The sequence below is a fragment of the Xenorhabdus budapestensis genome (genome assembly GCF_002632465.1).
Classification (GTDB): domain Bacteria; phylum Pseudomonadota; class Gammaproteobacteria; order Enterobacterales; family Enterobacteriaceae; genus Xenorhabdus; species Xenorhabdus budapestensis.
Genome location: NZ_NIBS01000001.1, coordinates 141,057 through 166,444, shown reverse-complemented (window position 1 = coordinate 166,444; position 25,388 = coordinate 141,057). Strand labels below are relative to the sequence as shown.

At 42.9% G+C, this 25,388-nt stretch carries 28 protein-coding genes; 10 read left to right on the top strand and 18 right to left on the bottom strand.

The window, feature by feature from the left end; translation table 11 throughout:
• Positions 1-75: 75 nt before the first annotated feature.
• Positions 76-369 (top strand): ribosome assembly RNA-binding protein YhbY, encoded by a 294-nt coding sequence (gene yhbY / locus Xbud_RS00850; protein WP_038261477.1) that lies wholly within the window; start codon positions 76-78, stop codon positions 367-369.
• 151 nt (positions 370-520) lie between these two features.
• Here the strand turns inward: yhbY and greA are convergent, their stop codons facing one another.
• Positions 521-997 carry a transcription elongation factor GreA gene (gene greA / locus Xbud_RS00845; protein WP_099134287.1) on the bottom strand — a complete coding sequence of 159 codons (477 nt, stop codon included), beginning with the start codon at positions 995-997 and terminating at the stop codon, positions 521-523.
• 315 nt (positions 998-1,312) lie between these two features.
• Between greA and dacB the strand changes: the two genes are divergently transcribed.
• Positions 1,313-2,761 (top strand): serine-type D-Ala-D-Ala carboxypeptidase, encoded by a 1,449-nt coding sequence (gene dacB / locus Xbud_RS00840; protein WP_169923001.1) that lies wholly within the window; start codon positions 1,313-1,315, stop codon positions 2,759-2,761.
• An 82-nt stretch (positions 2,762-2,843) separates the two neighbouring features.
• Here dacB and cgtA read toward each other — a convergent pair whose 3' ends face one another.
• The 3 genes from cgtA to rplU all read right to left on the bottom strand — a co-directional run bounded on the left by cgtA (position 2,844) and on the right by rplU (position 4,730).
• The gene (cgtA, locus tag Xbud_RS00835; RefSeq protein WP_099134285.1) at positions 2,844-4,013 is read right to left on the bottom strand and encodes an Obg family GTPase CgtA; all 1,170 of its coding nucleotides are present in this window, start codon (positions 4,011-4,013) and stop codon (positions 2,844-2,846) included.
• Between the two features lie 130 nt (positions 4,014-4,143).
• Positions 4,144-4,401 carry a 50S ribosomal protein L27 gene (gene rpmA / locus Xbud_RS00830; protein ID WP_038261469.1) on the bottom strand — a complete coding sequence of 86 codons (258 nt, stop codon included), beginning with the start codon at positions 4,399-4,401 and terminating at the stop codon, positions 4,144-4,146.
• Positions 4,402-4,421: 20 nt separating this feature from the next.
• Positions 4,422-4,730: a 50S ribosomal protein L21 gene (gene rplU, locus Xbud_RS00825; protein ID WP_045968299.1), complete on the bottom strand. Its 309-nt coding sequence runs from the start codon at positions 4,728-4,730 to the stop codon at positions 4,422-4,424.
• A gap of 253 nt (positions 4,731-4,983) precedes the next feature.
• Between rplU and ispB the strand changes: the two genes are divergently transcribed.
• On the top strand, positions 4,984-5,955 hold the full coding sequence (gene ispB, locus Xbud_RS00820) for an octaprenyl diphosphate synthase (RefSeq protein WP_099134284.1): 972 nt from the start codon (positions 4,984-4,986) through the stop codon (positions 5,953-5,955).
• A 45-nt stretch (positions 5,956-6,000) separates the two neighbouring features.
• Here ispB and Xbud_RS00815 read toward each other — a convergent pair whose 3' ends face one another.
• Together Xbud_RS00815 and Xbud_RS00810 are read right to left on the bottom strand one after the other, a co-directional pair.
• Complete coding sequence (locus tag Xbud_RS00815) at positions 6,001-6,381, bottom strand: DNA-binding protein (RefSeq protein ID WP_099134283.1); 381 nt, start codon at positions 6,379-6,381, stop codon at positions 6,001-6,003.
• Between the two features lie 75 nt (positions 6,382-6,456).
• Entirely contained in the window at positions 6,457-6,804 is a 348-nt protein-coding gene (locus Xbud_RS00810) for a DNA-binding protein (protein ID WP_099134282.1), read from the bottom strand.
• A 187-nt stretch (positions 6,805-6,991) separates the two neighbouring features.
• Here Xbud_RS00810 and Xbud_RS00805 point away from each other — a divergent pair, with 187 nt between their 5' ends.
• The gene (locus Xbud_RS00805) at positions 6,992-7,255 is read left to right on the top strand and encodes a helix-turn-helix domain-containing protein (RefSeq protein ID WP_038261455.1); all 264 of its coding nucleotides are present in this window, start codon (positions 6,992-6,994) and stop codon (positions 7,253-7,255) included.
• Positions 7,256-7,371: 116 nt separating this feature from the next.
• Here the strand turns inward: Xbud_RS00805 and mdh are convergent, their stop codons facing one another.
• Positions 7,372-8,310, bottom strand: a complete 939-nt coding sequence (mdh, locus tag Xbud_RS00800) for a malate dehydrogenase (protein ID WP_099134281.1) — start codon at positions 8,308-8,310, stop codon at positions 7,372-7,374.
• Between the two features lie 442 nt (positions 8,311-8,752).
• Here mdh and argR point away from each other — a divergent pair, with 442 nt between their 5' ends.
• Positions 8,753-9,223, top strand: a complete 471-nt coding sequence (gene argR / locus Xbud_RS00795; protein ID WP_099134280.1) for a transcriptional regulator ArgR — start codon at positions 8,753-8,755, stop codon at positions 9,221-9,223.
• A gap of 133 nt (positions 9,224-9,356) precedes the next feature.
• Here the strand turns inward: argR and mpl are convergent, their stop codons facing one another.
• Entirely contained in the window at positions 9,357-10,727 is a 1,371-nt protein-coding gene (gene mpl, locus Xbud_RS00790; RefSeq protein ID WP_099134279.1) for a UDP-N-acetylmuramate:L-alanyl-gamma-D-glutamyl-meso-diaminopimelate ligase, read from the bottom strand.
• A 170-nt stretch (positions 10,728-10,897) separates the two neighbouring features.
• Here mpl and fbp point away from each other — a divergent pair, with 170 nt between their 5' ends.
• Together fbp and ppa are read left to right on the top strand one after the other, a co-directional pair.
• A complete protein-coding gene (fbp, locus tag Xbud_RS00785) occupies positions 10,898-11,902 on the top strand; it encodes a class 1 fructose-bisphosphatase (RefSeq protein WP_099134278.1) in 1,005 nt (334 codons plus the stop codon).
• A gap of 260 nt (positions 11,903-12,162) precedes the next feature.
• Entirely contained in the window at positions 12,163-12,693 is a 531-nt protein-coding gene (ppa, locus tag Xbud_RS00780; protein WP_099134277.1) for an inorganic diphosphatase, read from the top strand.
• Between the two features lie 133 nt (positions 12,694-12,826).
• On the opposite strand, the gene Xbud_RS00775 is transcribed toward ppa, so the two are convergent.
• The 3 genes from Xbud_RS00775 to tamA are packed head-to-tail and all read right to left on the bottom strand — an operon-like array spanning position 12,827 to position 18,677.
• Positions 12,827-13,174 carry a gamma-glutamylcyclotransferase family protein gene (locus Xbud_RS00775; protein WP_099134276.1) on the bottom strand — a complete coding sequence of 116 codons (348 nt, stop codon included), beginning with the start codon at positions 13,172-13,174 and terminating at the stop codon, positions 12,827-12,829.
• Between the two features lie 2 nt (positions 13,175-13,176).
• Positions 13,177-16,938 (bottom strand): autotransporter assembly complex protein TamB, encoded by a 3,762-nt coding sequence (tamB, locus tag Xbud_RS00770; protein ID WP_099134275.1) that lies wholly within the window; start codon positions 16,936-16,938, stop codon positions 13,177-13,179.
• The gene (gene tamA / locus Xbud_RS00765; protein WP_099134274.1) at positions 16,935-18,677 is read right to left on the bottom strand and encodes an autotransporter assembly complex protein TamA; all 1,743 of its coding nucleotides are present in this window, start codon (positions 18,675-18,677) and stop codon (positions 16,935-16,937) included. The genes tamB and tamA overlap by 4 nt, the downstream gene beginning before the upstream one ends.
• Before the next feature lie 134 nt (positions 18,678-18,811).
• Here tamA and msrA point away from each other — a divergent pair, with 134 nt between their 5' ends.
• Both msrA and paeA read left to right on the top strand, forming a co-directional pair.
• Positions 18,812-19,453 (top strand): peptide-methionine (S)-S-oxide reductase MsrA, encoded by a 642-nt coding sequence (gene msrA, locus Xbud_RS00760; protein ID WP_099134601.1) that lies wholly within the window; start codon positions 18,812-18,814, stop codon positions 19,451-19,453.
• A 162-nt stretch (positions 19,454-19,615) separates the two neighbouring features.
• Positions 19,616-20,947, top strand: coding sequence for a polyamine export protein PaeA (gene paeA / locus Xbud_RS00755; protein WP_099134273.1), 1,332 nt, complete (start codon positions 19,616-19,618; stop codon positions 20,945-20,947).
• A 136-nt stretch (positions 20,948-21,083) separates the two neighbouring features.
• On the opposite strand, the gene Xbud_RS00750 is transcribed toward paeA, so the two are convergent.
• Positions 21,084-21,290, bottom strand: a complete 207-nt coding sequence (locus Xbud_RS00750) for a DUF1107 domain-containing protein (RefSeq protein WP_099134272.1) — start codon at positions 21,288-21,290, stop codon at positions 21,084-21,086.
• A 342-nt stretch (positions 21,291-21,632) separates the two neighbouring features.
• Here Xbud_RS00750 and Xbud_RS00745 point away from each other — a divergent pair, with 342 nt between their 5' ends.
• Positions 21,633-22,190, top strand: coding sequence for a YtfJ family protein (locus Xbud_RS00745; protein ID WP_099134271.1), 558 nt, complete (start codon positions 21,633-21,635; stop codon positions 22,188-22,190).
• 127 nt (positions 22,191-22,317) lie between these two features.
• Here the strand turns inward: Xbud_RS00745 and cysQ are convergent, their stop codons facing one another.
• From cysQ to rpsF, 6 genes are all read right to left on the bottom strand, one after another.
• Positions 22,318-23,058, bottom strand: a complete 741-nt coding sequence (gene cysQ, locus Xbud_RS00740) for a 3'(2'),5'-bisphosphate nucleotidase CysQ (RefSeq protein WP_169923015.1) — start codon at positions 23,056-23,058, stop codon at positions 22,318-22,320.
• Positions 23,059-23,120: 62 nt separating this feature from the next.
• Positions 23,121-23,741: a BamJ family beta-barrel-assembly machinery protein gene (gene bamJ / locus Xbud_RS00735; protein WP_099134269.1), complete on the bottom strand. Its 621-nt coding sequence runs from the start codon at positions 23,739-23,741 to the stop codon at positions 23,121-23,123.
• Between the two features lie 180 nt (positions 23,742-23,921).
• Entirely contained in the window at positions 23,922-24,374 is a 453-nt protein-coding gene (gene rplI, locus Xbud_RS00730; protein ID WP_099134268.1) for a 50S ribosomal protein L9, read from the bottom strand.
• Positions 24,375-24,412: 38 nt separating this feature from the next.
• Complete coding sequence (rpsR, locus tag Xbud_RS00725) at positions 24,413-24,640, bottom strand: 30S ribosomal protein S18 (protein ID WP_000135199.1); 228 nt, start codon at positions 24,638-24,640, stop codon at positions 24,413-24,415.
• Positions 24,641-24,644: 4 nt separating this feature from the next.
• The gene (priB, locus tag Xbud_RS00720) at positions 24,645-24,962 is read right to left on the bottom strand and encodes a primosomal replication protein N (protein ID WP_099134267.1); all 318 of its coding nucleotides are present in this window, start codon (positions 24,960-24,962) and stop codon (positions 24,645-24,647) included.
• A gap of 5 nt (positions 24,963-24,967) precedes the next feature.
• Positions 24,968-25,366, bottom strand: a complete 399-nt coding sequence (gene rpsF, locus Xbud_RS00715; RefSeq protein ID WP_038261402.1) for a 30S ribosomal protein S6 — start codon at positions 25,364-25,366, stop codon at positions 24,968-24,970.
• Between the last annotated feature and the right edge of the window lie 22 nt (positions 25,367-25,388).

Genomic DNA, 25,388 nt, shown 5'->3' with positions numbered 1-25,388 from the left:
ACCACACACTTATGGTGATAGATAAGAGATGGCGGTAGAATATGTCGTTTTCAATCCCAACTAAGCAAAAAAACGATGACTCTTAACAAGAAACAAGTGCAATACCTGAAAAGCCTCGCTCATTCATTAAAGCCTGTTGTTATGATCGGTAACAACGGACTGACTGAAGGAGTATTGGCCGAAATCGAACAAACCCTTTCGCATCACGAGCTTATCAAAGTCAAAGTTGCAGGCGAAGACCGTGAAATCAAAACTTTGATCGCGGAAGCTATTGTTCGTGAAACTGGCGCATATAATGTGCAAATTATTGGAAAAATGCTAGTTCTCTACCGCCCATCGGAAGAGCGCAAGATTAGTTTACCGAAATAATCTCAACATACTTATACAAAAGTGCCATTCTACTATGATAAAAAAGGCCAAATCAGGCCTTTTTATTCCCATCATCAACATATAATGGCCACTTTCTATGCCCTTCCCCACCCTACGAGCGGGAAAGTTAATTCAACCTTTAAATTGAATATCAAATATACTCGACGCTCAAAACTTCATATTCCACTTTGCCACCCGGAGTATCGATCACAGCAACGTCATCCACTTCTTTGCCAATTAAACCACGGGCGATGGGCGAGTTAACCGAAAGCAGGTTTTCTTTGATATTCGCTTCATCGTCCCCCACAATGCGGTAAGTCTGTTCTTCATCAGAATCAACATTCAATACCGTTACCGTTGAACCAAAAATCACACGGCCATTGTTGGTCATCTTAGTGATATCGATCACTTGTGCATTAGAAAGTTTAGCTTCAATTTCTTGAATACGGCCTTCACAGAATCCCTGTTGCTCACGAGCAGCGTGATATTCAGCATTTTCTTTCAAGTCACCGTGCTCACGCGCCTCAGCGATTGCAGCAATAATTTGAGGGCGACGTACATTTTTCAGATATTCTAATTCTTCGCGCAATTTATCTGCGCCACGTACCGTCATCGGAATTTGTTTCATTTATCAAACCTCTAAATCAATCCTAAGCCCAGACAACATCTTCCTGATTTTTGCAATAACATCACTTCTCTTGCAATAACAGTATCTTGCAATAGACTACAACACAATGAGCACACCCTATCAGGCGGGCTTCCAGACAATAAAAGAAGCGTAAACTGCAGAATACGCTGATAGTTCACATACATATTTAAACTGCTAATCTATCATTTTAACGTAGAGTTGATGATGGATCATCGTTTACTTTTTCCTGAATTGCATCTTAGTATTATTGATACAAATATTATCGGAATACATCCACGTTTATATGCGAGATCTATGGCTCTTTTAAAAATTACCAGCAGAATAGCTTGGATGCTCAGTTTGAGCCTGAGTATTTTCAGTGCGAATGCCTCTTCAATTGAAGAAAATATTCAATATTTGCCAGCGGGAACCAATTTTTCATTTATCGCCCAGAAAGTCGGCGAAAAAATACCTATCATTGATTATCATGGACAGCAATTGGCATTACCTGCCAGTACTCAGAAAATTGTGACAGCATTAGCTGCCTTATTACAGCTTGGCAAAGATTTCCGTTTTGTCACTACATTAGAGAGTGACGCTAATGTTGAAGATGGCAGATTAAAGGGCAATCTTATTGCCCGTTTCGTTGGTGATCCATCGCTAACACGCACACAACTGCGCAATATGGTAGAAGAGTTAAAACAGTCTGGTGTACAGCAGATTGATGGGGATCTCATCATAGATATTTCCATTTTTTCCAGCCACGATAAAGCACCCGGCTGGGTATGGAATGATATGACACAATGTTTTAGTGCTCCTCCTGCCGCCGCCATTGTGGATAAGAACTGTTTTTCAGTCTTACTCTACAGCGCTGAACAAGCTGATACATTAGCCACTGTCCATGTTCCTTCGTATTATCCTGTCAATGTATTCAGTGAAGTAAAAACACTTGCGAAAGGTTCTCCAGAAACAAAGTATTGTGAACTTGATGTGACAACAGGAGAATTGAACCGATATACGCTAACTGGCTGCCTGACACAACGTAGCGAACCCTTGCCACTGGCATTTGCTATCCAGAATGGAGCAAGCTATGTGGGTGCTATTCTGAAAAATGAACTACATCTTGCTGGAATTGAACTAAAAGGTCATCTACGACGTCAATCGCTCCCTGAACAACCAGAAAAGATCCTCACATTGAATCAATCAGCACCTTTACATGACCTGCTCAGAATCATGCTGAAAAAGTCAGATAACATGATAGCCGATACCGTTTTTCGCACCTTGGGGCATTATTACTTTAACGTTCCCGGTACCTGGCGCTCCGGCTCTGATGCTGTTCGTCAGATCTTAAAACAAAAAGCAGGTATTGATCTTGATAATACTGTCTTAGTTGATGGTTCCGGCCTTTCACGCCATGATCTTATCACTCCTTCAACAATGATGGAGATTTTACAATTCATTGCCCAGCACAATAATGAACTGGATTTTATCTCCATGCTGCCGCAAGCAGGTTATGATGGTACTTTAGCCTATCGTCCCGGCTTGCATGAAGCTGGAGTTAATGGCAAAGTTTTTGCGAAAACAGGGTCACTACAAGGTGTATATAATCTTGCTGGCTTTATGAACGCTGCCAGCGGACAACAGATCGCTTTTGTCCAATTTATTTCGTCTTACTCCGTCTCTCCTGAAAATCATCGTCAGCGCCGTGTTCCTCTTACCCGTTTTGAAAGCCATTTATATAAATCGCTATACAAAAACAATTGATGAAAATGCCTTCAGAGAGAATAAGAAAAAAGGGCGCTTCAAATACGCCCTTTTCCATCATTTGTATATCTGGTGTGAAAACTTAGCGTTTGTAAATAAATTCAACGCCTTCTTCATCTTCTTTGTCCCAGTCGTCATCCCAATCATCAGTATCAGGTGCTTGCTGCAACTGTTCTTTATGGTAGTCATCCCACATGAACTCAACTTTTTCTGGCTGCGATCCTTCCTCGGCATCTACTTGACGAGGCTGAGCCTTGATGAATTCCATGATATCCCAGCAGAGTTCTTTCACTCCCTGACGATTCACGGCTGAAATCATGTAGTAGTCACCTTCCCAACCCAGTTCATCAGCGATCGCCTTCGCTTTCAATTTAGCCTCTTCCGGATCGGTCAGATCAACCTTATTGAATACCAACCAGCGTGGTTTTTCAGCCAGTTTTTCACTGTATTTATGCAACTCATTGATGATAATACGGGCATTTTCTACTGGGTCAGATTCATCAATCGGACAGAGGTCGATTAAGTGCAACAGTACACGGCAACGCTCCAAATGTTTCAGGAAACGAATACCCAAACCAGCCCCTTCTGATGCACCTTCAATCAAACCTGGGATATCTGCTACTACGAAGCTTTGCTCGTTATCCATACGTACGACGCCAAGACTTGGTACTAACGTCGTAAATGGATAATCAGCGACTTTAGGTTTTGCTGCTGAAACAGCGCGAATGAAGGTAGATTTACCCGCATTTGGCATTCCCAACATCCCTACGTCAGCCAGTAACATCAGCTCCAACATCAAGTCGCGGCTCTCTCCCAGCGTTCCCATGGTTCTCTGGCGAGGAGCGCGGTTAACAGAGGATTTAAAACGGGTGTTACCCAACCCATGAAAACCACCTTTTGCAACCATCAGACGCTGCTCATGACGTACCATATCACCCAGAATTTCTCCTGTAGCAATATCACGGATACGGGTCCCTACTGGTACTTTAATGGTAATATCCTGACCACGCTTGCCTGTACAATCGCGGCTTTGCCCATTTTGCCCACGTTCAGCACGGAAGGACTTTTCAAAACGGTAATCGATTAGCGTATTGAGGTTTTCATCTGCCAGTAGATAAACATCACCACCATCACCGCCGTCACCTCCGTCCGGCCCACCTTTTGGAATATATTTTTCACGACGGAAGCTGACACAGCCATTGCCACCATCTCCCGCTACAACCAGTATCCTGGCTTCATCTACAAATTTCATCACTTTTCTCCGTAGGATAGCCACTATAAAGCTGGATGGCAGATCGTACCCAGAGATGGCATAATCCAAAATATAAAAAGCCCCGCAACACACATTGCAGGGCTTCCGATTCGATCGAAGTTCAAAAAACTTATTCAGCTACTATGCTAATAAATTTACGGTTTTTTGGACCTTTAACTTCGAATTTAACTTTTCCGTCAGCTAATGCGAACAGGGTGTGGTCACGGCCACAACCTACATTGTTGCCTGCGTGGAATTTAGTACCACGTTGACGAACGATGATGCTACCTGCCAAAACAGATTCACCACCAAAACGTTTTACACCCAGACGTTTGCTTTCAGAATCGCGACCGTTACGAGTCGAGCCGCCAGCCTTTTTGTGTGCCATTAATCTGCTCTCCTAATATCTTAAGCGATGCCAGTGATTTTAACATCAGTGAACCACTGACGGTGGCCCTGCTGCTTACGGCTGTGTTTACGACGACGAAACTTAACGATTTTAACTTTCTCACCACGACCGTGCGCAACAACTTCAGCTTTAACTTTAACGCCTTCAACTACTGGAGCGCCGATTTTGATGTCTTCACCATTAGCGACCATCAGAACCTGGTCAAACTCAACAGTTTCACCTGTTGCGATGTCCAGCTTTTCCAAGCGAATAGTTTGACCTTCGCTTACTCGGTGTTGTTTACCACCACTTTGGAAAACCGCGTACATATAAACTCCGCTTTCCGCGCACCCCCCTAAAATTCTTTCCAGAGCGCGCTATAAAAAATATTCACAATAGGGCGCGAATTCTACGCAAAAACCGCTTGGAAGACAAGAGCAGAATTAGAACAGAGGAGAAAAAAGCCGAGTTTTTCGATTGTCATTTATTTGAACGTTTTTTCAAGTACAATCAATATACCGTGATATCTATTGATATACTAATTAATGAGCACAGCTCTGAATCAGAGTCCGAAGCTAAAACATGAACTTAGAATCGATAATTAAACTTACAGCTGATGATATGGCAGCGGTTAATGAAACAATTCTTAACCAATTAAATTCTGATGTAGCGCTAATCAACCAGCTTGGCTACTACATTATCAGCGGCGGTGGTAAACGTATTCGCCCAATGATCGCAGTGTTGGCTGGTAAGGCACTGCATTATGAGGGAGAAAAACATATCAAAATTGCTGCCCTGATCGAATTTATTCACACAGCAACCCTACTCCATGATGATGTCGTAGATGAGTCCGATATGCGCCGCGGTAAAGCAACTGCCAATGCTATGTATGGCAACGCAGCCAGCGTATTGGTTGGTGATTTTATCTATACTCGCTCGTTTCAGATGATGACAGACCTCAACTCCATGCGAGTGCTGAAATTGATGTCTGACGCCACGAATGTTATCGCTGAAGGTGAAGTGATGCAGTTGATGAACTGTAATGATCCGAACATTTCAGAAGATGACTACATGCGTGTCATTTACAGTAAAACTGCGCGTTTGTTTGAGGTAGCCGCCCATTCTCCCGCTATTTTGTCTAATGCCACTCCAGAGCAAGAAGAGGCACTACGTGATTATGGTCGCTATCTTGGTACTGCATTTCAATTGATTGATGACCTGTTAGACTACAATTCCGATGATAATACACTTGGAAAAAACACCGGAGATGATTTAAATGAAGGTAAACCAACGCTTCCCCTCTTACACGCTATGAATCACGGAACGCCTGAACAGTCAGCACTGATCCGCGAAGCTATTGAAAAAGGCAATGGCCGCCATTTACTGGATACTGTGCTTACAACGATGAAACAGTGCGGTTCACTTGATTACACCCGCCAACGGGCGGAGGAAGAAGCAGATAAAGCAATTTCAGCGTTACAAGTGCTTGATGAGTCTCCATACAAAGCGGCCCTTGTGGGATTAGCCCACATCGCTGTACAGCGACGTTCCTGAGCCAGACCCAGATAGTATACCCTGGGTATAAGTATCCCAGACTATTCAGTCTGGGATACTCCCTTTGTTTTCAACCTCTTGAATTCCTACATATTGAACAATGCTGGTAAGTCCTTTACGTAAAATGAACTTAACCATTCGCTCCCTTTCTGGCTTGGTCAATTGATAATAAGCTTCCACCCAAATCATAAACGGATCCTGTCGTTTGTTCCGATAATGCTCAACCGAGTTCTCACTGACAGTCAGTACACTCAAAACATCTTCGGGCAAGCTATTGATATGATATTCTAGTGCTTTTCCCTGCACTCCACGCTTACGGCGTTGTTCCCAGCCTTCACGTCTTGCCATCAGGTTCACTCCTTGGGGAGACGATGGCAGGCCAGCGAGGCCAATGAGTTCCTTTGCAGAATACCATTCTTTTTTCATCTCTCTCTCCTCGCTTTATACCGGAGCAGTAAAGAGGAAGCCAAATTTTAAGCATTTAGCTTTTCAAAAGCTGCCTCAGGTAGCTATAATTTTTTCCAAAAAACTTCTTATTCCATCTCGTAGTATCACTTCTGTAATTACCTCCTTTTCTTCATCCGTGAGTAAATTAAACGCACTTACCCAAATGGATAGAGGGTCTTGTTTCTGAACCTGATATTCAGGTGATATTTCATTAAGCTCCAGAGCGGCCAATGTTGATTCAGGAAAACATGAATAGTGATATTCAATTGCTCTTCCCTGAACACCTGTTCGTTTTTGTCTCAACCACTCTTCACGTTTGGCTCTGGCATTGACTCCTTGTGGTGATCTAGGTAACTCACCTACACCGGTCAACTCCATTGCCGTATACCACTCTTTTTTCATAATGTTTCTCTATTTTTGTAACCAAGTTCAAAAAAGAAGTTATTAAGAAAAAATTAAAAATATTTTTAGAAAAAATAATGTTATTTTATTTTCTTAATAACAGATCCATGTTCGTTATTAATTTCACTCTAACGCTTTAGTTATACCACTAATGTGGCTCTAAATTTAATAGGAAAGGATTAAAAAAATGATTTCTATGAAATCGGATTGGCATCCTGCTGATATTATTGCTGCTTTACGTAAACGTGGAACAACTCTGGCCGCTGTTTCTCGTGAATCAGGACTAAGCTCATCAACTTTGGCGAATACTCTTTCTCGCTCGTGGCCCAAGGGAGAATGGATAATAGCAAACTACTTAGGTATTCATCCGTCTGAAATATGGCCAAGCCGTTATTTCAATCCTCATACTGGAGAGTTATTAGAAAGGAAAATAAGAGAGAAAAAAGAATAATTAGCTACCAATATAATTGTTGAAAGAAAAACCGCTAGCTTTTTTTAAACTAGCGGTTTTCGTTATCTAATATATTTAAGTTAATTCGTATATTAATAAATTAAGAATTAATTGAATTAACCATTAATAAATCTTTCGCCTAATTCAATATCTTTTTTCAGAACGTCCAGCATATTATCCAATGCTTTCTGTTCAAACTCACTCAATCGACCAATATCTAAACGTTCTTCGATACCATTTTTACCCAAACGAACAGGTTGTGCGAAGAAACGAGCATATTTGCCGTCACCTTCTACGTAACAGCATTCAATAACATTGCTTTCACCCTGCAAACCACGGATCAAAGAAAGGCCCAGACGTGCTGCTGCTTGACCCATAGACAAAGTTGCAGATCCACCACCTGCTTTTGCTTCAACAACTTCAGTACCTGCATTCTGAATACGTTTCGTCAACGCTTCCACTTCTTCATCAGTGAAGCTGACACCCGGGATCTGAGACAGTAATGGCAGAATAGTTACGCCAGAGTGACCGCCGATAACAGGAATTTCCAACTCTTCTGGTTTCTTACCTTTCAGTTCTGCCACAAACGTATTAGAACGGATAATATCCAGAGTAGTTACGCCAAACAGACGATTCTTGTCGTAAACCCCCTCTTTTTTCAGCACTTCGGCAGCGATTGCCACAGTGGTGTTCACAGGGTTGGTAATAATTCCGATTAATGCTTTTGGACATGTTTTAGCAATCTGTTGAACCAGATTACGGATAATTCCTGCATTAATATTGAACAGATCTGAACGATCCATACCAGGTTTACGTGCTACACCTGCAGAAATCAATACAACATCCGCTCCTACCAATGCAGGAGTTGCATCTTCACCAGCAAAACCAGTGACCTTCACAGCTGTTGGGATATGGCTCAGATCGGCAGCTACACCAGGGGTCACCGGAGCAATGTCATACAAGGAAAGTTCTGAACCTGAAGGAAGCTGGGTCTTGAGTAGAAGGGCAAGTGCCTGACCAATACCACCGGCTGCACCGAGAACTGCAACTTTCATCCTGATACTCCTTTAAATAAGTGCTGTAAAAAACTTAAACCTGTCTGGTTAAGAGACTTAATATTTCCCATACAAAGTATAAGTATGGAATAAGCTCTCAGCCTTACTCATCACTACGTATTAAAACAATCTGTTAACAGACAGATTATCTACCTAATAGCCCAATGATGGAACACTAAAGTTTTTTATTTTAGACAAAATGCTTGTCTGTGAATGAGATAACAGGCACTTTTTTAGGAATTATTCCTATTATCTTATTAATTACTCTGTTGATTAACTTGTCTTTCTCCTTTACCTGAATAATGCCATTTTATTAACAATACATTTACCAGGCTCAATAACGTAAATATTCGATCTATTGGGTTTGTTCTTCTCTTCCTTGCATAAAAATTCACTTTTTGCATAATATTGGCTTCATAAGTGGATTTAACGATGGTGAAATATGCGAATTCCTTCGAAACAGGAAGATTTGGTAAAAGCTTTCAAAGCATTATTAAAAGAAGAAAAATTCAGTTCTCAAGGCGAGATAGTTGCAGCACTCCAAGAAGACGGTTTTGAAAACATTAACCAATCTAAAGTTTCCAGAATGCTGACAAAATTTGGCGCTGTCAGAACCCGTAATGCAAAAATGGAAATGGTCTACTGTCTGCCAGCAGAATTAGGTGTCCCCACGGCCACCAGCCCATTGAAAAATCTGGTATTAGATGTTGATTATAACCATTCCGTAGTTGTCATTCGTACCAGTCCTGGCGCAGCACAGTTGATCGCGCGTTTATTGGATTCATTAGGAAAAGCAGAAGGGATCCTTGGCAGTATTGCAGGAGATGACACTGTTTTTTCTACACCGACACAAGCCCTTACAACCAAGCAGCTCTATGAGGCTATCCTCAATCTGTTTGAGCAAGAACTGTAAATCAACCGCCTGTAAAACCATTTAAAAACACGGCATCACTACATACCATTTTGCCAGAGAAAATTGTGCCATAGGTTCTGTACAAGAGGAACGCTGCTCATTGCGATCCTCTTAATTCAACGTTTATGATCAATTAAGCAGCGTGTGCTTTCTTATTCAACGCCGCCAATAATTTCTCATGAATACCACCAAAACCGCCATTACTCATGATCAGTATGTGGTCACCCGGCTGGGCTGCCTCCACAATCATGCGTACTAACGTGTCAATATCCGTACTCCAGCTAACAGGTTGAACACATTGTTCCGCAATTTCAGCAACCTGCCACTGGATATTACCAGGTTGAAACAGAAAAACTTCATCCGCACGACCCAAGGAAGGAGCAATATCATTTTTGCTCATACCCAATTTCATGGTATTTGAACGTGGTTCCAGCACTGCAAGAATGCGCGCCATACTACCCGCTTTGCTTCTCAACGCTTCCAGTGTCGCCAAAATTGCCGTTGGATGATGGGCAAAGTCATCATAAACCGAGATATCATTCACTCTGCCAAGCAATTCCAGTCGGCGACGAGCATTGATAAAGTCACCTAATACCTGACAGGCATCATTAGGCTGAATTCCTACATGGTGAGCTGCTGCAATAGCCATCAAGCCATTATGCATATTGTGTTCCCCCACCAATGACCAGTTAACTTCACCCACTAATTCACCATGATGGTATACCTGATAAGTACTGCTGTCCTGAGTGTTTTTTTGGACGTGCCAAACCCCTGTTTCCCCGAGGTGTTCCAACTCACTCCAGCATCCCATTCCAAGTACTTGTTTCAGATTTACGTCATTATCAGGTACAAGGATTTTACCCAAGCCCGGTACGATTCTGACAAGATGGTGAAATTGCTTTTGGATGGCAGCCAGATTTTCGAAAATATCAGCATGATCGAATTCAAGATTATTCATGATGAGTGTACGAGGGCTATAATGAACAAACTTTGAACGTTTATCAAAGAAAGCACTGTCATATTCATCCGCTTCAATCACGAAAAACGGGCTTTCACCAATCTGTGCTGAAACATCAAAATTGCCCGGCACACCACCAATCAGAAATCCCGGTTTATAGCCACAGGCTTCCAAGATCCACGCCAGCATACCCGCTGTTGTTGTTTTGCCATGTGTTCCTGCAACAGCCAAAACCCAACGCTCTGGTAAAACATGATCATGTAACCACTGTGGGCCGGATGTATAAGGAATACCGCGATCCAGAACCGCCTCAACACAAGGATTACCACGTGTCATAGCGTTACCGATGATCACCATATCTGGCACAGGAGCGAGTTGGGAAGGATCGTATCCTTGGATCAGTTCAATACCCTGATTTTTCAACAGAGTACTCATGGGAGGATACACATTGGCGTCAGAGCCGATAACTTCGTGACCTAATGAACGGGCGAGTATCGCCAGCCCTCCCATGAAAGTACCGCAGATGCCAAGAATATGAATACGCATTTATTTCTATCCGATATCATGAAGTGTATCACTATTCTAACCATCAAATCACAGATTAGAAATGCAATAGCCTATCAATCATTTTATTCTTTAGCTAAACTGCCCGCACTTAAGTGCTACCCCAACGTGGAGCACGATTTTAAAATCATAACCAAATCAGGGCCTTCGTCATGAAAACATTAGGCGAATTCATCGTCGAGAAACAGCACGACTTTCCTCATGCTACGGGTGAACTGACCGCACTACTTTCTGCCATTAAACTGGGTGCCAAAATCATTCATCGGGACATAAATAAAGCCGGTCTGGTAGATATTTTAGGCACCAGCGGTGTTTCAAATGTTCAGGGTGAAGTGCAGATGAAACTGGACTTGTATGCCAATGAAAAGCTCAAAGCAGCATTGAAAGCACGCGGTGAAGTAGCTGGTATTGCTTCCGAAGAAGAAGACGAGATCGTCATCTTTGATGGTGATCGGGCAGAAAATGCGAAGTATGTTGTTTTGATGGATCCATTGGATGGTTCTTCAAATATTGATGTAAACGTTTCCGTTGGGACTATTTTCTCCATTTACCATCGAATTACGCCAGTTGGGCAGCCCGTTACCGAAGAAGACTTCCTGCAACCGGGTCATCGTCAGGTTGCAGCGGGTTATGTGGTTTACGGTTCGTCCACCATGTTGGTTTACACCACTGGCTATGGTGTTCATACTTTCACTTACGACCCTTCCCTTGGTGTATTCTGTCTGACCCATGAGAAAGTCCAGTTCCCGGCAAAAGGTAATATGTACTCGATTAACGAAGGGAACTACATCAAATTCCCTCTGGGCGTGAAAAAGTACATCAAGTATTGCCAGGAACAAGACGAAGCAACTCAACGCCCTTACACTACCCGTTATATTGGCTCACTAGTTGCCGACTTCCACCGCAACCTGTTGAAAGGCGGTATCTATATCTACCCAAGTACAGCAAGTCACCCGACAGGCAAACTCCGTCTACTATATGAGTGCAACCCGATTGCTTTCCTGGCTGAACAAGCTGGCGGCAAAGCCAGTGATGGCGTCAACCGGATTTTAGATATCGTACCAAGCAAGCTGCATCAACGAGTGCCTTTCTTCGTCGGAACTAAATCTATGGTAGAAAAAGCCGAAAGTTTTATGGCTGAGTTTCCGGATGAGTAATATAAATCAACTGGTTGATTAATTGGTTGTAAGAAGAGGCGAAGTTTCGCCTCTTTCTATTCGACGACATAGTAAGGCAATGACCAGCAGAGCAGTCAGAAACCATAGCACAAATCATGAATAATTTTTGGACAGGAATCCTCTACCACCATTAACCCATAGGAGTACAGGCATAATACAGAAAAATGGAATTACTTTAGGCCTGTTTTGGCTATAATACCTCGCACTCCATTTTGGTTTGAAATTGAAGGAAACCTTTTATGAGCCTGAACAATGTACCGGCGGGTAAAGAACTGCCAGAAGACATCTACGTTATTATTGAGATCCCTGCAAACGCCGACCCAATCAAATATGAAGTGGACAAAGAATCTGGCGCCCTGTTTGTAGACCGTTTCATGGCGACCTCCATGTTCTATCCATGCAACTACGGTTATATCAACAATACCCTGTCTCTTGATGGCGATCCTGTTGACGTACTGGTTCCAACTCCATACCCATTGCAGCCAGGCTCTGTTATTCGCTGCCGCCCAGTTGGTGTTCTGAAAATGACCGACGAATCCGGTGAAGACGCTAAACTGGTTGCTGTTCCTCATTCTAAGCTGACTAAAGAATACGATCACATCAAAGATGTAAACGATCTGCCAGAGCTGCTGCGTGCTCAAATTACACATTTCTTTGAACACTACAAAGATCTGGAAAAAGGTAAGTGGGTAAAAGTTGATGGTTGGGAGAACGTCGAAGCCGCTAAAGCGGAAATCCAATCTTCTTTCGAACGCGCTGCGAAAAAATAATCTTCTCGGATAACAGCAAGTTCTGATTATATAATAACCTCTGTACTTTTATTTATTGGCACAGAGGTTTTTTTATTTGGTTATATTGGTTAATTTGTCAAAAATGATATAAAAACAGTAACACCACTGATTTTTATCTCTCTTCGTAACGCTTCAGCCAGTCACCGCTTTCTATTCTAGGCACCCCCTCAACAGATAACATGTATAAATAGATCCATGCGCTGCCATAAGAGGTTTTGACCAATTCCCTTTGATATTCCTGAGTATTCTTTTTCAAATCATCCAGTTCAGTCAAAATGGATGACGTAATGCGATAAACCTCACATTCAATTGTTCCTTCGCCACGGATCACCGCTGGATAATGCCCCAGATCGTAGATTTCATAACCTTCCAACCTATGCTCCCCCAAAAGTTGAGCATAGGTCATCCAGTGGTGATTACCTTGTTTGCGCCTCAGGCTGCCATAAACAATAACTCGCATCTTTAAAACTCAAACTCATAGAGCAGATCCAAAGCTTTATCAATACCAGATACTGCTTCCAGATACAATCTAGGCATCACACGATAACGTAACGTCAGAGTTGCCAGAGAGTCAAAAATACCAACACCATATTTTACCTGTAAGTCGTTGGTAATCTTGCCACTCACAACAACCTGCGATTTGTTACCAATTCCCTGTGTATTCAGGGCCAGATCAGAAACACCAAAAGTCTCACCAATTTTGCCCACCAATCGACCGCTCTGTGCGACGCCCAAACCAATCAACACAGAAGTCATCTGGGAGCTATCAGCCCCTCCCTTCTCTAAGCCTTCACCACTCAACAGGTAAGACAACGCTTCCTCTTGCGATTTGACTGGCTCAGAGAAAATTTCAATCTTAGGTTTATCTGCCAACCCCATCACTTTCACACCAGCAATAACATTATTCGCTGTCGATTCGGGGTTACGGATCGCTTCAATATTCAACATGGGTTGATCCGGTGGACCAGAGAACAGAATAATTCCTTTACGTACCTGTAAATCCTGCCCATAAGCGCGAAAGCGACCATCAGGAATATCAATTTGACCGTTCAGCCCCAATCCCTGCTGATCCTGAATGACGTTCAGGTCTCCTTTCAACTGAGCGTTCAAACCAAATGCACTCAAGCGGACATCATCACCTACGTGAATATTTAAATTACTTTGGATCAAGATGGAAGATTTTTTCTTTTCTACCGGCTGTAGATTTTTATCCAGCATCACTTCGTCAGGAGAAACATCCACCGCAGACTCTGGTAATTCCTGTACAGTAATGCGCGCCCACGGAATATCCACATTGCCATTGAGTTTCAATAATTGGGGCATCGCTTCAAAAACCAGATCAGGGCGTACATCAATTTTTACCATTGGTGGTACTGTCACACGCAGTTTTTCACCATACGCTGTCACTCTGGCATACCATGCGTCCAGATTGCGCCAATCCGCATTACCATGAAGATTAAGTTGCCCTTGCGGAGTTTTGATCACACCATCCAGATCGGAACGAACACCATCAAAATGAACTGCTACCTGACTTTGGTTGATATCAAACGGCAGCCAATGGCTACTGACCTGAAAAACATCTGCTTTCAACATGCCAAATAACAACGGATTCTTAGCATTACCGCCAAGGCGCAAGTTCGCATTTAAATTCCCTTCAGCTTTTTCATCTTTATCCAGAATCGGTTTCATCAACTTCAGAGAAAGGGACTGGATATCTACATTACCCGTTAATTTACGACGGCCTTCTAAGTCATTGATTTGAATATGGCCATTCAGTTGTCCATTATCTGCCAGTTTAAATAACCACGATAAATCCGCCTTACCATTTGTCAAACCAGCATTCAAAGTCAATGTCTCAAAATCAACAGGTAACGTGGTGCCCTCCACAACCTGCCAAATCTGGACACCGTTTCCTTGCAGAGTCACGTTCGCTTGTGGTAATTGATGCCCTGCTGTCCATTTAACATTAGCACTCCCACTAAATACGCCTTTAAGTTGGGTTGTTTTATCCAGGAATGGCTGGATCATGGCAAGATCAAAACGCTCAAACACAATATCAGCCTGCCCACTGGTGCCAGCTTCAATCGGTTTCGGAATACAAAGTTGAGCATTCGGATTCAACCAACAATGAGTGCCAACGATCACTTTTTGCTGCAAATTCTGGTAATCAATGGTTATCGCCTTACTTAAGCGCCACTCACCAACTGGAGTCTCAAAGTGGGTATTGTTGATATTGCCTTTCCAACGTTCTTGTTTACGGTCAAAACTACCATTGAGCGCCAGCTTACCTGATACGGGACTCCCATCCACCTGCAATTGTAAATCATGCTGTTTTTCTGTTCCTTTGGCATTGAGCATCAAGTTACTGATAATCAGATCCGATTGCTTCAATTGACGAATAACAACCGATAATTGCCCTTCAATCTGGTCAGTAGAACGCACATTTCCTTTAATAACCGCGCTATCCACCCTCAGCATATTCTGCCAACCCACACCATGTGCATTTAAATCTGCCACAACTTGCGGTGCTTTCATATTGCCACGCAGCTTCACATCACCGACAACCACTCCGGACAATCCCGGCAGCAAGCCATTTAGTTGTGGAGCATTGATATCACCATCCAAATTCCATTTTTCATCGGTAAGATACCCTTTAATATCCAGCGTGTTACGGCCAAAAATGAAGTTAAAGTGGGGAATATCCCATTGTCCGGCCGCATTGCCGGAAACTTTACCATGTGCTTTGATGGTATTCTGTTTTACATAACCACCAAGGGATATTTCAGGCAGCTGGAGCTGCCAACTGCCACCATATAAACTGCCACGTACTGCCACCTTGCCATCTATTTTGGCAGGCCATTCTGGCCACTGTTTAGCAGTATCAATGCCATTAAACGTCAACAGCGCGTTCCAGCTAATGGCTTTGCTCCAGTCAACTACACCAGTGAGATCCGCATTACCCTGCAATGCAGATAGGCGCAACCGAGTTAATCTGAGCAGTTCTTCATTTCCCTTTGCATCCAACATCAATAATGCCGGTGGAAGTTCTTCACCCTTAATATCAGAACGCAGGGAAAGATCATAACCACTGGCTTTACCATTCAGACGTAATTTGACATCATTTAGCTGATATTCAGATTTACCCGTCAATGGCCACTGTAACCGTTTACCTGCCAATGTCAGGCGTACAGGCAGGCCCGCTTTAGCTAATTCGACCTGAGCATCCAAATTAGCATTCACTGGCCCTGAAAGATTCAATGCCAGATTAAGCTGCTGTAATAAAGCACCGTTCAGTTTTGCCTCAACCTGTTGCCCGTTTAGTTCATCCAGCGTGGTATTGCCCTTAACTGATAAGTTGACTGGCCACTGTTCGGACAGTTTTGCCGTTCCCTGTATCGTAAGAGAGCCTTCCGGTGCACTGACGCTAAAGGTTTTGATATCTACCTGCTGCCCCTGATTACTGGCTTGCAGTTTCAGATCATTGAGAGTGATAGCGGTATCTCCCGTCAGACGAAGCTGGCGGCCGTGAATATTTTCTACCGTAATATCAAGGGGAATAGGAACATTAGGCAATTCAGCCAATAGTGGTTTAGAAAACAGTGTCTTTAAAACCTCTCCCAATGATTCTTCTGGTTCAGCTTTCTGCTGAATTTTCTGTGCAGTATGTTCAGGAGGTGTTTTCGGCAATGCAACCAATAGCTGATTGACTTGTATGGGTTTTAGCGTCAGATGTTTTTCCTGCCACTGAGCACCCGCTTTGAACTCGTCTAAATCAATGACTGTATCATCTACTTTGACATGGGTATTCTTTAAAGAAAGCAGATCCAACGAAATAGGATACGGTGTTTGCAGTTCAGTTAATGGCTCTGATTCTGACGGGCTTTCTGATGGCGGAAATTCTGTCGTATTGAGCAAAACAGATACCCCTTCCGTCGTCAGAGCACTGACACAAACATGACTGTGTTTCAAACAAGAGAGCCGCAACGAAAGGTGTATCTTGTCTGCATTAACATCAACACCCGGCATCTTATATTTGATACCTTGTAATGTTAAATCGCGCCAACCGCCACTGATATCTGCTATCTCCAGCCCTGGAACTAAGCGTGTCGCACTGTTAATCATAAAATGCAGGCCAATTCGTGTACCAACTAATCCCGCAATCATTATCAACAACAGACCAACAATCAATAGGAAAGCAATGCTAAGCCTTTTTGCCCACCTCATAGTTCAGCCCCTAAACCGATATAAAATTGAATGCCATGATTATTTTTATCTTTCACAGGGGTTGCCAGATCGAATTTAATCGGCCCAACAGGGGAAGCCCAACGTATACCTAAACCTGCACCTGTTTTAAAATTACTCTTCTTGATATCATTCACTGCTTCGCCAGTATCCACAAACAATGCACTCCACCAATTACCATAGATATTGTATTGATATTCCAGCGAACCAATGACCAACTTTGACGCCCCGGTTAATTTACCGTTACTATCTTTAGGGGAAATTTTCTGGTACTTATAACCACGGATACTTCTATCCCCCCCGGCAAAAAAACGCAAATCAGGCGGCACTTTCTCGAATTGATTGGTTTCTATCCAACCAAGATCTCCCCGTAAAACAAAACGATGTTTATCACGGAACGTTCTGATCCAAACGTGGTGAGCCTGTAAGACCAGAAAATCCACATTTGATCGCCAGGTCGTATCAGAAACATCAATTGAATAACGCTGACTGTCTCCCCAATAAGGCATAGTACCGCCACGCTGACGAATTCGGCTTATATTCGCTCCCGGATAAAGCAATGTCGTTGTATTCGTTACATTAGCCTGAGTAAAGTGGCTGAGGCTCCAGCGCAGATTGACACTATATCGCCACCCTGTGGAGAGATCCCAGTTGCGGGAAAGGTTTAAAGTTGCAGTATCCGAGATGGTATCGTTGATATTTTTACGCTTATAACCCGTTTGTAACTCATAATATTGTTCAAGTGGATTAGCCTTAAGTGGCATTTTATAAGACGCATCAATCAATTGATCACGTCCGGAAATATTGATGCTGGTACTCAAACTGTGCCCACGCGAATTGAGCCACGGCTTTTTCCATTTTGCCTGAATACGAGGACCAACATCTGTTGCATATCCTCCTCCCAACTCAACATAATTGGCAGAACGGGGAACCAAAGAAGCATCCAGTGGCAATATTTTATCTTTACTATTGCGCCCCGCCGTAAAATCAGGCACGACAACCGCCGAGTTGAACCATCCGGTATCTGCCAGACGGTGGTTAAATTCTGCCAGTTCTTCCGAAGAGTAATAATCCCCTTCTCTAAATGGCACAAGATTATTCAGGTAACTTTCTTGAATTTGTGAGCCTTGAAACTTAACAGGGCCAAAGCGATAGCGCTCTCCACTATCAAAATCAAAATCCCAGAAGGATTCATGCCGTTCCCGGGATACTCCCAGTTCACTTTTTTTTATCTCGGCATCAAAATATCCCTTCCTGAGCGCCAGATTATTTAACCCATTCTTAAAGTTCTCATACTCACCATGATTTAGAATCGTCCCTTTCTTCGGCGTATTTTTTTTGATAAGTGCGGCATAATCCTGATCGGTTTTAGCTCCCCCCTCTAAATCAACCTTAACTTCAGCGACCTGCACTGGTTCACCTGGTGTGACTTTTGCCGTCAAAACAGAACGGGAAGGCGGAGTATTTTCCTGATAAGTGAATTCAATGGTGGGATCATAATACCCCAATGGTCTTAACCCTTTTCGTATGGCTTTTTCGACACGGGCTCGAAAACGTCCATCAGGAAAAACTTCATCAGTACTAATGCTTGAGAGCTGCACTCTGGCATTTTTATCCAGTTCGCCAGAAAGTCCTTCCACTTTCAATCGTAAATTTGCACTATAAGCCGATGGAGCTGCGATAGACACACAAAAAATAAATATGAAAAGGTATCGTGACACGCGAACTCCTAATATTTACTTAGGGGTAAGATTCAGCAGCATAAAAGAATACTGCCATGGATTAATTCTGGTAAAGTTTGAAAGATATACAAGCAACTCATAACCATAAAATAGATGACAAACGGGAGAGAATCTTGCCAAATTCAGTCAACGAAAGCCAACATGTTTCTGAACAGAATGCATTACCAGGCCGAGAAATACCATTAACTGTATCACCCTATCACTACGTTACACAGCATGCGATAAATAACATACCTGATAATATGGAAATTGCTTATATAGGCATGGGATGCTTCTGGGGTGTCGAACGTCTTTTCTGGCAGCAGGAAGGCGTGTATACCACATCTGTTGGTTACAGTGGAGGCACTACTCCAAATCCGACCTACGAGGAAGTCTGTTCAGGGTTAACCGGACATACCGAAATCGTCAAAATTGTATTTGACCCGACCAAAATCACCTATGGGCAATTATTGAAGTTGTTCTGGGAAAACCACGATCCTGCACAAGGCATGCGTCAACAAGGTGATATCGGTACACAATATCGCTCAGCCCTTTACACGGTTTCTCCTGAACAATATGCGCAGGCACTCTCCAGTCGCGAGCAATACCAGCAAGCAATGGATGATAATGACGATAAGCGCACAATTACCACAGAGATCCGTGAAGCCGGACCATTCTATTTTGCAGAAGATTATCACCAGCAATATCTGATGAAAAATCCTGAAGGATATTGTGGATTAGGTGGTACAGGCATCTGTTTTCCACCTCTGTCCTGAAACTAGCCGATTTAATAAACCTAAGTTATAATTATCGGACTAAATTCATTTGTCTTACGGCAATGTGCCGTAAGATATTATTTGTGTAATTTTTCATATCTTCCTCCAGTGTTATTCAAATAAAAAACTACCCTGCCACTGGAGATAAGAAACGGATACTTTATGTTAAATAGTTTATTAGTCATACTCTTGCTTTGTGCGATTAGCGCATTTTTTTCGTTATCAGAAATTTCTCTCGCCGCTTCAAGAAGAATTAAATTAAAACTGATGGCTAACGAGGGAAATATCAATGCAGCTCATGTTCTCAAATTACAAGAAACGCCAGGCATGTTTTTTACTGTCGTACAGATTGGCCTGAATGCAGTAGCCATCCTCGCAGGTGTTGTCGGAGAATCCGCTTTTTCTCCTGCCATTAAATCATTATTGCTCAAATTTATACCTTATGAATGGGCAGAACAACTTGGCTTTATCTGTTCTTTCACTATCGTAACCAGCTTCTTTATTTTACTTGCTGACTTGACCCCTAAACGCCTTGGAATGATTAAACCCGAAGCTGTTGCAATCAGGATTGTTAATCCAATGCGTTTTTGTTTGGCAGTATGTCGTCCATTAGTCTGGTTGTTCAATGGACTCGCTGACTGCATATTCAAAGTCTTCAAAATCCCGATGGCACGCAATGAAGATATCACCTCTGATGATATTTATGCTGTGGTTGAAGCGGGAGCCGTCGCTGGAGTATTACGTAAACAAGAACATGAGTTGATCGAAAATGTTTTCGAACTGGAGTCCCGTACCGTTCCTTCTGCCATGACGTCCCGTGAAAGCGTGGTTTATTTTGACAAAAATGAAGACGAAAACAGTATCAAAGAAAAGATCTCTACCCATCCACACTCAAAGTTCCTTGTTTGCGATGGTGATATTGATCATGTCCTTGGTTATGTAGACTCCAAAGATTTACTGAACCGCGTTTTAAATGGGCAGAACCTCAGCTTAAAAAATGGTGTTCAAATCCGTAATACTCTGATGATCCCTGATACTCTCTCGTTGTCTGACACTCTGGAAAGTTTCAAAGCTGCCGGCGAGGATTTTGCCATCATTCTCAATGAGTACGCACTGGTGATGGGTGTGATAACTTTGAATGACGTCATGACGACTTTAATGGGAGATCTAATTGGTCAGGGGCAGGAAGAACAGATCGTTGTCCGCGATGAAAATTCATGGCTAGTAGAAGGTGGCACACCTATTGAGGATGTGCTTCGGGTTCTGGATATTGATGATTTCCCCGATTCCAGCAATTATGAAACGATTGCCGGGTTTATGATGTTCCGTTTGCGGAAGATCCCAAAACGCACAGATTATGTGAAATTTGAAGGTTACAAATTTGAAGTAGTAGATATTGATAACTACAAAATTGATCAATTACTGGTAACCAAAATTGTGGATACACCATCTCCTTCCAGTTCAGACCCTGCTGAGCAGGCAGTATCTGAGTAATAAACTCAAAGAAAAACTGTCATTAGAAAAACTACCCCTACAAAAAACGGCCGAGAGGCCGTTTATTACACTCATTATGTTGCGTCAATCATGACATATAAGCATATATAATCAGTAAGTTAGCTGTTACAGAAAGCTATCCCATTTCAGCCTGTAGGAGCAACACGTGCTGGTTAACTTCACTCATTACATGGAAATGACGTTTATCTTTTATCCTTGGAGGTAAAATTTTCCCATAATTAAATTCAAAAGCACCCATATCCTTAATGTACAACCGCCCACGGAATAGGGTTTTTATGTAGAGAGCAATTTTTAGTGGATTATAGTGGCGAAAGATTTTCATCTCTTTTTATTCCTCCGTGCTTCTTACGATACTATTTTACTACGTTGTTTACTTCATTGTTGTTTACTGCATTGTGTAATCAGACACATCACTGCTGTGTAGTACGATGTATAGACTCTATATCCGGCAATTTGTTCCCCAACATTAAAGGTTCAATCACTACTTTTACGTAACATGATGAAAAAATAGAGCATTATGTTATATTGGCTGAAGATTACCTTATATTTTATTTTGAATGTTACCAAATTGTTGTGTTTTGTAAGGACAGACCAGTCAACAAGCGCTATGCTGAATGTGATGCACCCTGATAACATGCCACATCATGCCAAATAAGGAATAAAAATGCTAAAAAACATAATGTTACCTTTAATATTGGGCTTAGCTTCAATATCTGCGTTTGCCCATAATATTACTGTCGAAAAACCCGTTCCCACTGTCATCGTAACAGATAAAGGTGAACTACTTCTTAACGACAATAAGTTTAGCTATCAGGAATGGAGCAGTGCAGAACTTCCAGGGAAAGTAAGAACTATCCAGCATATTGCCGGGCGCAGCTCAGCCAAAGAGATGAATGATCCCCTCATTCAAGCCTTGAAAGCGGCTGGCCTTCCGAAGGATCAATATCAAACCACCAGTCTTGTAAATACCGATGATGCTATTTTTGGCACCAGTGCTTTCGTCCGCAGTAGCCTTGAAGACAGTAAAAAAGAGTTTCCATGGTCACAATTTATTGTCGATAGTAATGGTGTTGCCAAAAAAGCATGGGGACTGGAACCCAAAAGTTCAGCAATCATTGTGCTGGATAAGCATGGTAATGTGAAATTTGTCAAAGATGGCAAATTAAATCATGATGAGATCGCACATGTTCTTACTTTGATCAAAGAAGAACTGAAAAATTAATTATCTTCATATTTTTCTATCATATTGAGCTGGTGATAATGGTTTCGTGACAGGAACCATTATCACTTTAGCTATTATGATGGTATTAAAACGGTAGTGTTAAAATTGAGCTACGATTCGTATCACTTTAAAAAATCGTCACTCTGAACCCCGGATTCAAAAAAGATTCACGCGGTACATAACTTAGTGTTTTACCTGCCCAATCTGTTACATGTGCGCCCGCGGCGATTGCAACAGCATGACCTGCGGCAGTATCCCAAATATTCGTTGGTCCGAAGCGAGGATAAAGTTGAGCTTTTCCTTCAGCCACCATACAAAATTTAAGTGAAGATCCGACTGACAACGTCTGATGCGTACCTAATTGAGTAAGATAATCTTTTAGTTCATCATCCATATGCGAACGACTAACTACAACAGTGGGTGGCATTGCGGCAACAACTTTAATGGGAAATTTCTGCCCACTCGTTTCTTTCCACGCCTGACGTTTCTGCCCTGAATAAAGAACATCATATGCGGGAACATAAACCACCCCCATTACGGGTACACCATCCTCAATCAGTGCAATATTAACGGTAAATTCACCATTTCGGTTAATAAACTCTTTTGTTCCATCCAGCGGATCCACCAGCCAATAACGCTGCCAATTTTTCCGCTCATCCCATGTTGGTGGATCTTCTTCTGACAGCAACGGAATATCAGGCGAAATACGCATCAAACCCGCTTTAATGATCTCGTGGGCGGCAAAATCCGCCGCGGTAACAGGTGAATCATCCGTTTTATGTTTTACTTGCAGCGGTTGCTCATCATGATAAACCGCCATGATTGCTGTTCCCGCTTCCCGTGCCAATTGGCAGATCTGTTGTAACATCATACACCTCTGCATTTTCTAAAATAAAATAGCCGGCAAACCAGCTATTTTATTGATTAGAATTACAGAATCTCAAGTAGTTCGACTTCAAAGATCAATGTGCTGTAAGGAGGAATGGAAGCACCGGCACCACGCTCACCATAAGCTAGGTTATGCGGAATATAGAGCTCCCACTTGGAACCAACAGGCATCAGAGTCAGTGCTTCAATCCAACCTGGAATTACACCGCTGACAGGGAATTCTGCTGGTGTCCCACGCTGTACAGAGCTATCAAACACAGTGCCGTCAATCAGACGACCGGTGTAGTGAACACGGACACGATCACTGCGGGCAGGGATTGTGCCATCACCCTGAGTCAGAACAGAGAATTGCAAACCAGATTCTGTGCTGTTTACACCTTCACGCTGTGCGTTTTCTGCCAAGAACTTTTTGCCTTCTTCTGCCATCGTCTGCTGACGTTCACGACGAACGCTATCAGCACGTTCATGTATTTCACGCAGAGCACGATGCAGTTCTTCCACAGGAAGAACCGGAGCACGGTCTTCCAATGCATCACACAAACCTGCCAGCAGAGCTTCTGGCTCCAATCCCTGCAAACCAGATTCCTGCAATTGTTGTCCAACCTGCAAACCAATACCGTAGCTTGCCCGCGCCTCAATAGATTCAAAAGAAGGTTTTGTCATGAAATTACCTGTTATTAAATGAATAAAGACTCAAGCATAACAGCCCTGTCTGGATGGGTAAACGCGTGAAGGGATTTAAAAAGAGTTTTACTCTTGTAAAACATCTTTTGATTTATAACTAACAAAAAACGCTGGCATTGCCAGCGTTTTTTGTTCACATGTTCTGTCGCTAATCAGAGATTAAGCTTCTGGAACGATGTTAACGTTCAACTGTGCGAATACATCGCTGTGTACCTGGAAGTGAACTTCGTGCTCACCAACAGTACGCAGAACGCCGTTAGACAGGCGAACTTCGCTCTTAGATACAGCAACACCAGCCGCAGTAATTGCATCAGCGATGTCACGAGTACCGATAGAACCGAACAATTTACCTTCGTCACCCGCTTTAGAAACGATAGTGACAGAGCCCAGTGCACTGATTTGCTCTGCACGAGCTTGTGCTGCTGCCAGAATGTCAGCCAGTTTAGCTTCCAGTTCAGCACGGCGAGCTTCGAAGAATTCGATGTTTTTCTTAGTTGCAGGAACAGCTTTGCCCTGTGGAACTAAGAAGTTACGGGCATAACCCGATTTAACGCTAACTTGGTCACCCAGACTACCTAGGTTTGCTACTTTATCAAGCAGAATAACTTGCATTACCTTATCCTCTCAAAGTCGTGAATGGACTGTGCCTATTACTGATGACGATCAGTGTAAGGCAACAAAGACAGGTAGCGCGCACGCTTGATAGCACGAGCGAGCTGGCGCTGATATTTTGCACGAGTGCCAGTGATGCGGCTAGGTACAATTTTACCACTTTCAGTAATGTAGTTTTTCAGCGTAGCAATGTCTTTATAATCAATCTCTTGTACGCCTTCCGCTGTGAAACGGCAGAACTTGCGACGACGGAAATAACGTGCCATTTGGCTAGTCTCCAGAATCTATCAATTCAATCTGCTCGGCATGAAGAACCAGTTTGTTAAGACCATTGCGCCCATGGTGGGAGTTAATGAATCCTGAAACGGTTATTCGACTGCCGACCGTTATACTGTGAGTATATTCCTGTAACAACTGTCCACTGGCAATAATGGGCATTCTGCACCATGATTGCCTGTTTAATCCGGCTTCCTGTTGCTGTGAGCGATGTTCAAGCACAAACTGACAATGAGGAATACCGGATGGACTGACTCTTCGTATCGGTGCTTTGCACACTGTGCCGGAAAGCACCAAACGATTGGTTGTCACGGTGATTACTCTTCAGAATCCCCAGCTTCATCAACATCATCAACCAGGTCTTCTTCCAAGACCAGGTCACGGCTACGACGTTCGTCTTTAGCCTTAACCATTGGTGATGGTTCAGTTATTGCGTGCTTAACGCGCATAACCATGCTGCGGATAACGGCATCGTTGAAGCGGAAGTTAGTTTCCAGCTCATCAATCGCTTCTTGTGGCGCTTCAACGTTCATCAGAACGTAGTGAGCCTTGTGCAGTTTGTTGATTGGATAAGCCAGTTGACGACGGCCCCAGTCTTCCAGACGGTGAATCTGACCTTGCGCGTTAGTGATAGTCGCACTGTAACGCTCGATCATGCCCGGAACCTGTTCGCTTTGGTCAGGATGGACCATAAAAACGATTTCGTAATGACGCATTATTATTGCTCCTTACGGATTA

Coding starts and splice junctions, on each gene's coding strand:
- yhbY (WP_038261477.1), top strand. CDS start 76: ATGACTCTTAACAAGAAACAAGTGCAATACCTGAAAAGCCTCGCTCAT.
- greA (WP_099134287.1), bottom strand. CDS start 997: ATGAAACAAATTCCGATGACGGTACGTGGCGCAGATAAATTGCGCGAA.
- dacB (WP_169923001.1), top strand. CDS start 1,313: ATGGCTCTTTTAAAAATTACCAGCAGAATAGCTTGGATGCTCAGTTTG.
- cgtA (WP_099134285.1), bottom strand. CDS start 4,013: ATGAAATTTGTAGATGAAGCCAGGATACTGGTTGTAGCGGGAGATGGT.
- rpmA (WP_038261469.1), bottom strand. CDS start 4,401: ATGGCACACAAAAAGGCTGGCGGCTCGACTCGTAACGGTCGCGATTCT.
- rplU (WP_045968299.1), bottom strand. CDS start 4,730: ATGTACGCGGTTTTCCAAAGTGGTGGTAAACAACACCGAGTAAGCGAA.
- ispB (WP_099134284.1), top strand. CDS start 4,984: ATGAACTTAGAATCGATAATTAAACTTACAGCTGATGATATGGCAGCG.
- Xbud_RS00815 (WP_099134283.1), bottom strand. CDS start 6,381: ATGAAAAAAGAATGGTATTCTGCAAAGGAACTCATTGGCCTCGCTGGC.
- Xbud_RS00810 (WP_099134282.1), bottom strand. CDS start 6,804: ATGAAAAAAGAGTGGTATACGGCAATGGAGTTGACCGGTGTAGGTGAG.
- Xbud_RS00805 (WP_038261455.1), top strand. CDS start 6,992: ATGATTTCTATGAAATCGGATTGGCATCCTGCTGATATTATTGCTGCT.
- mdh (WP_099134281.1), bottom strand. CDS start 8,310: ATGAAAGTTGCAGTTCTCGGTGCAGCCGGTGGTATTGGTCAGGCACTT.
- argR (WP_099134280.1), top strand. CDS start 8,753: ATGCGAATTCCTTCGAAACAGGAAGATTTGGTAAAAGCTTTCAAAGCA.
- mpl (WP_099134279.1), bottom strand. CDS start 10,727: ATGCGTATTCATATTCTTGGCATCTGCGGTACTTTCATGGGAGGGCTG.
- fbp (WP_099134278.1), top strand. CDS start 10,898: ATGAAAACATTAGGCGAATTCATCGTCGAGAAACAGCACGACTTTCCT.
- ppa (WP_099134277.1), top strand. CDS start 12,163: ATGAGCCTGAACAATGTACCGGCGGGTAAAGAACTGCCAGAAGACATC.
- Xbud_RS00775 (WP_099134276.1), bottom strand. CDS start 13,174: ATGCGAGTTATTGTTTATGGCAGCCTGAGGCGCAAACAAGGTAATCAC.
- tamB (WP_099134275.1), bottom strand. CDS start 16,938: ATGAGGTGGGCAAAAAGGCTTAGCATTGCTTTCCTATTGATTGTTGGT.
- paeA (WP_099134273.1), top strand. CDS start 19,616: ATGTTAAATAGTTTATTAGTCATACTCTTGCTTTGTGCGATTAGCGCA.
- Xbud_RS00750 (WP_099134272.1), bottom strand. CDS start 21,290: ATGAAAATCTTTCGCCACTATAATCCACTAAAAATTGCTCTCTACATA.
- Xbud_RS00745 (WP_099134271.1), top strand. CDS start 21,633: ATGCTAAAAAACATAATGTTACCTTTAATATTGGGCTTAGCTTCAATA.
- cysQ (WP_169923015.1), bottom strand. CDS start 23,058: ATGTTACAACAGATCTGCCAATTGGCACGGGAAGCGGGAACAGCAATC.
- bamJ (WP_099134269.1), bottom strand. CDS start 23,741: ATGACAAAACCTTCTTTTGAATCTATTGAGGCGCGGGCAAGCTACGGT.
- rplI (WP_099134268.1), bottom strand. CDS start 24,374: ATGCAAGTTATTCTGCTTGATAAAGTAGCAAACCTAGGTAGTCTGGGT.
- rpsR (WP_000135199.1), bottom strand. CDS start 24,640: ATGGCACGTTATTTCCGTCGTCGCAAGTTCTGCCGTTTCACAGCGGAA.
- rpsF (WP_038261402.1), bottom strand. CDS start 25,366: ATGCGTCATTACGAAATCGTTTTTATGGTCCATCCTGACCAAAGCGAA.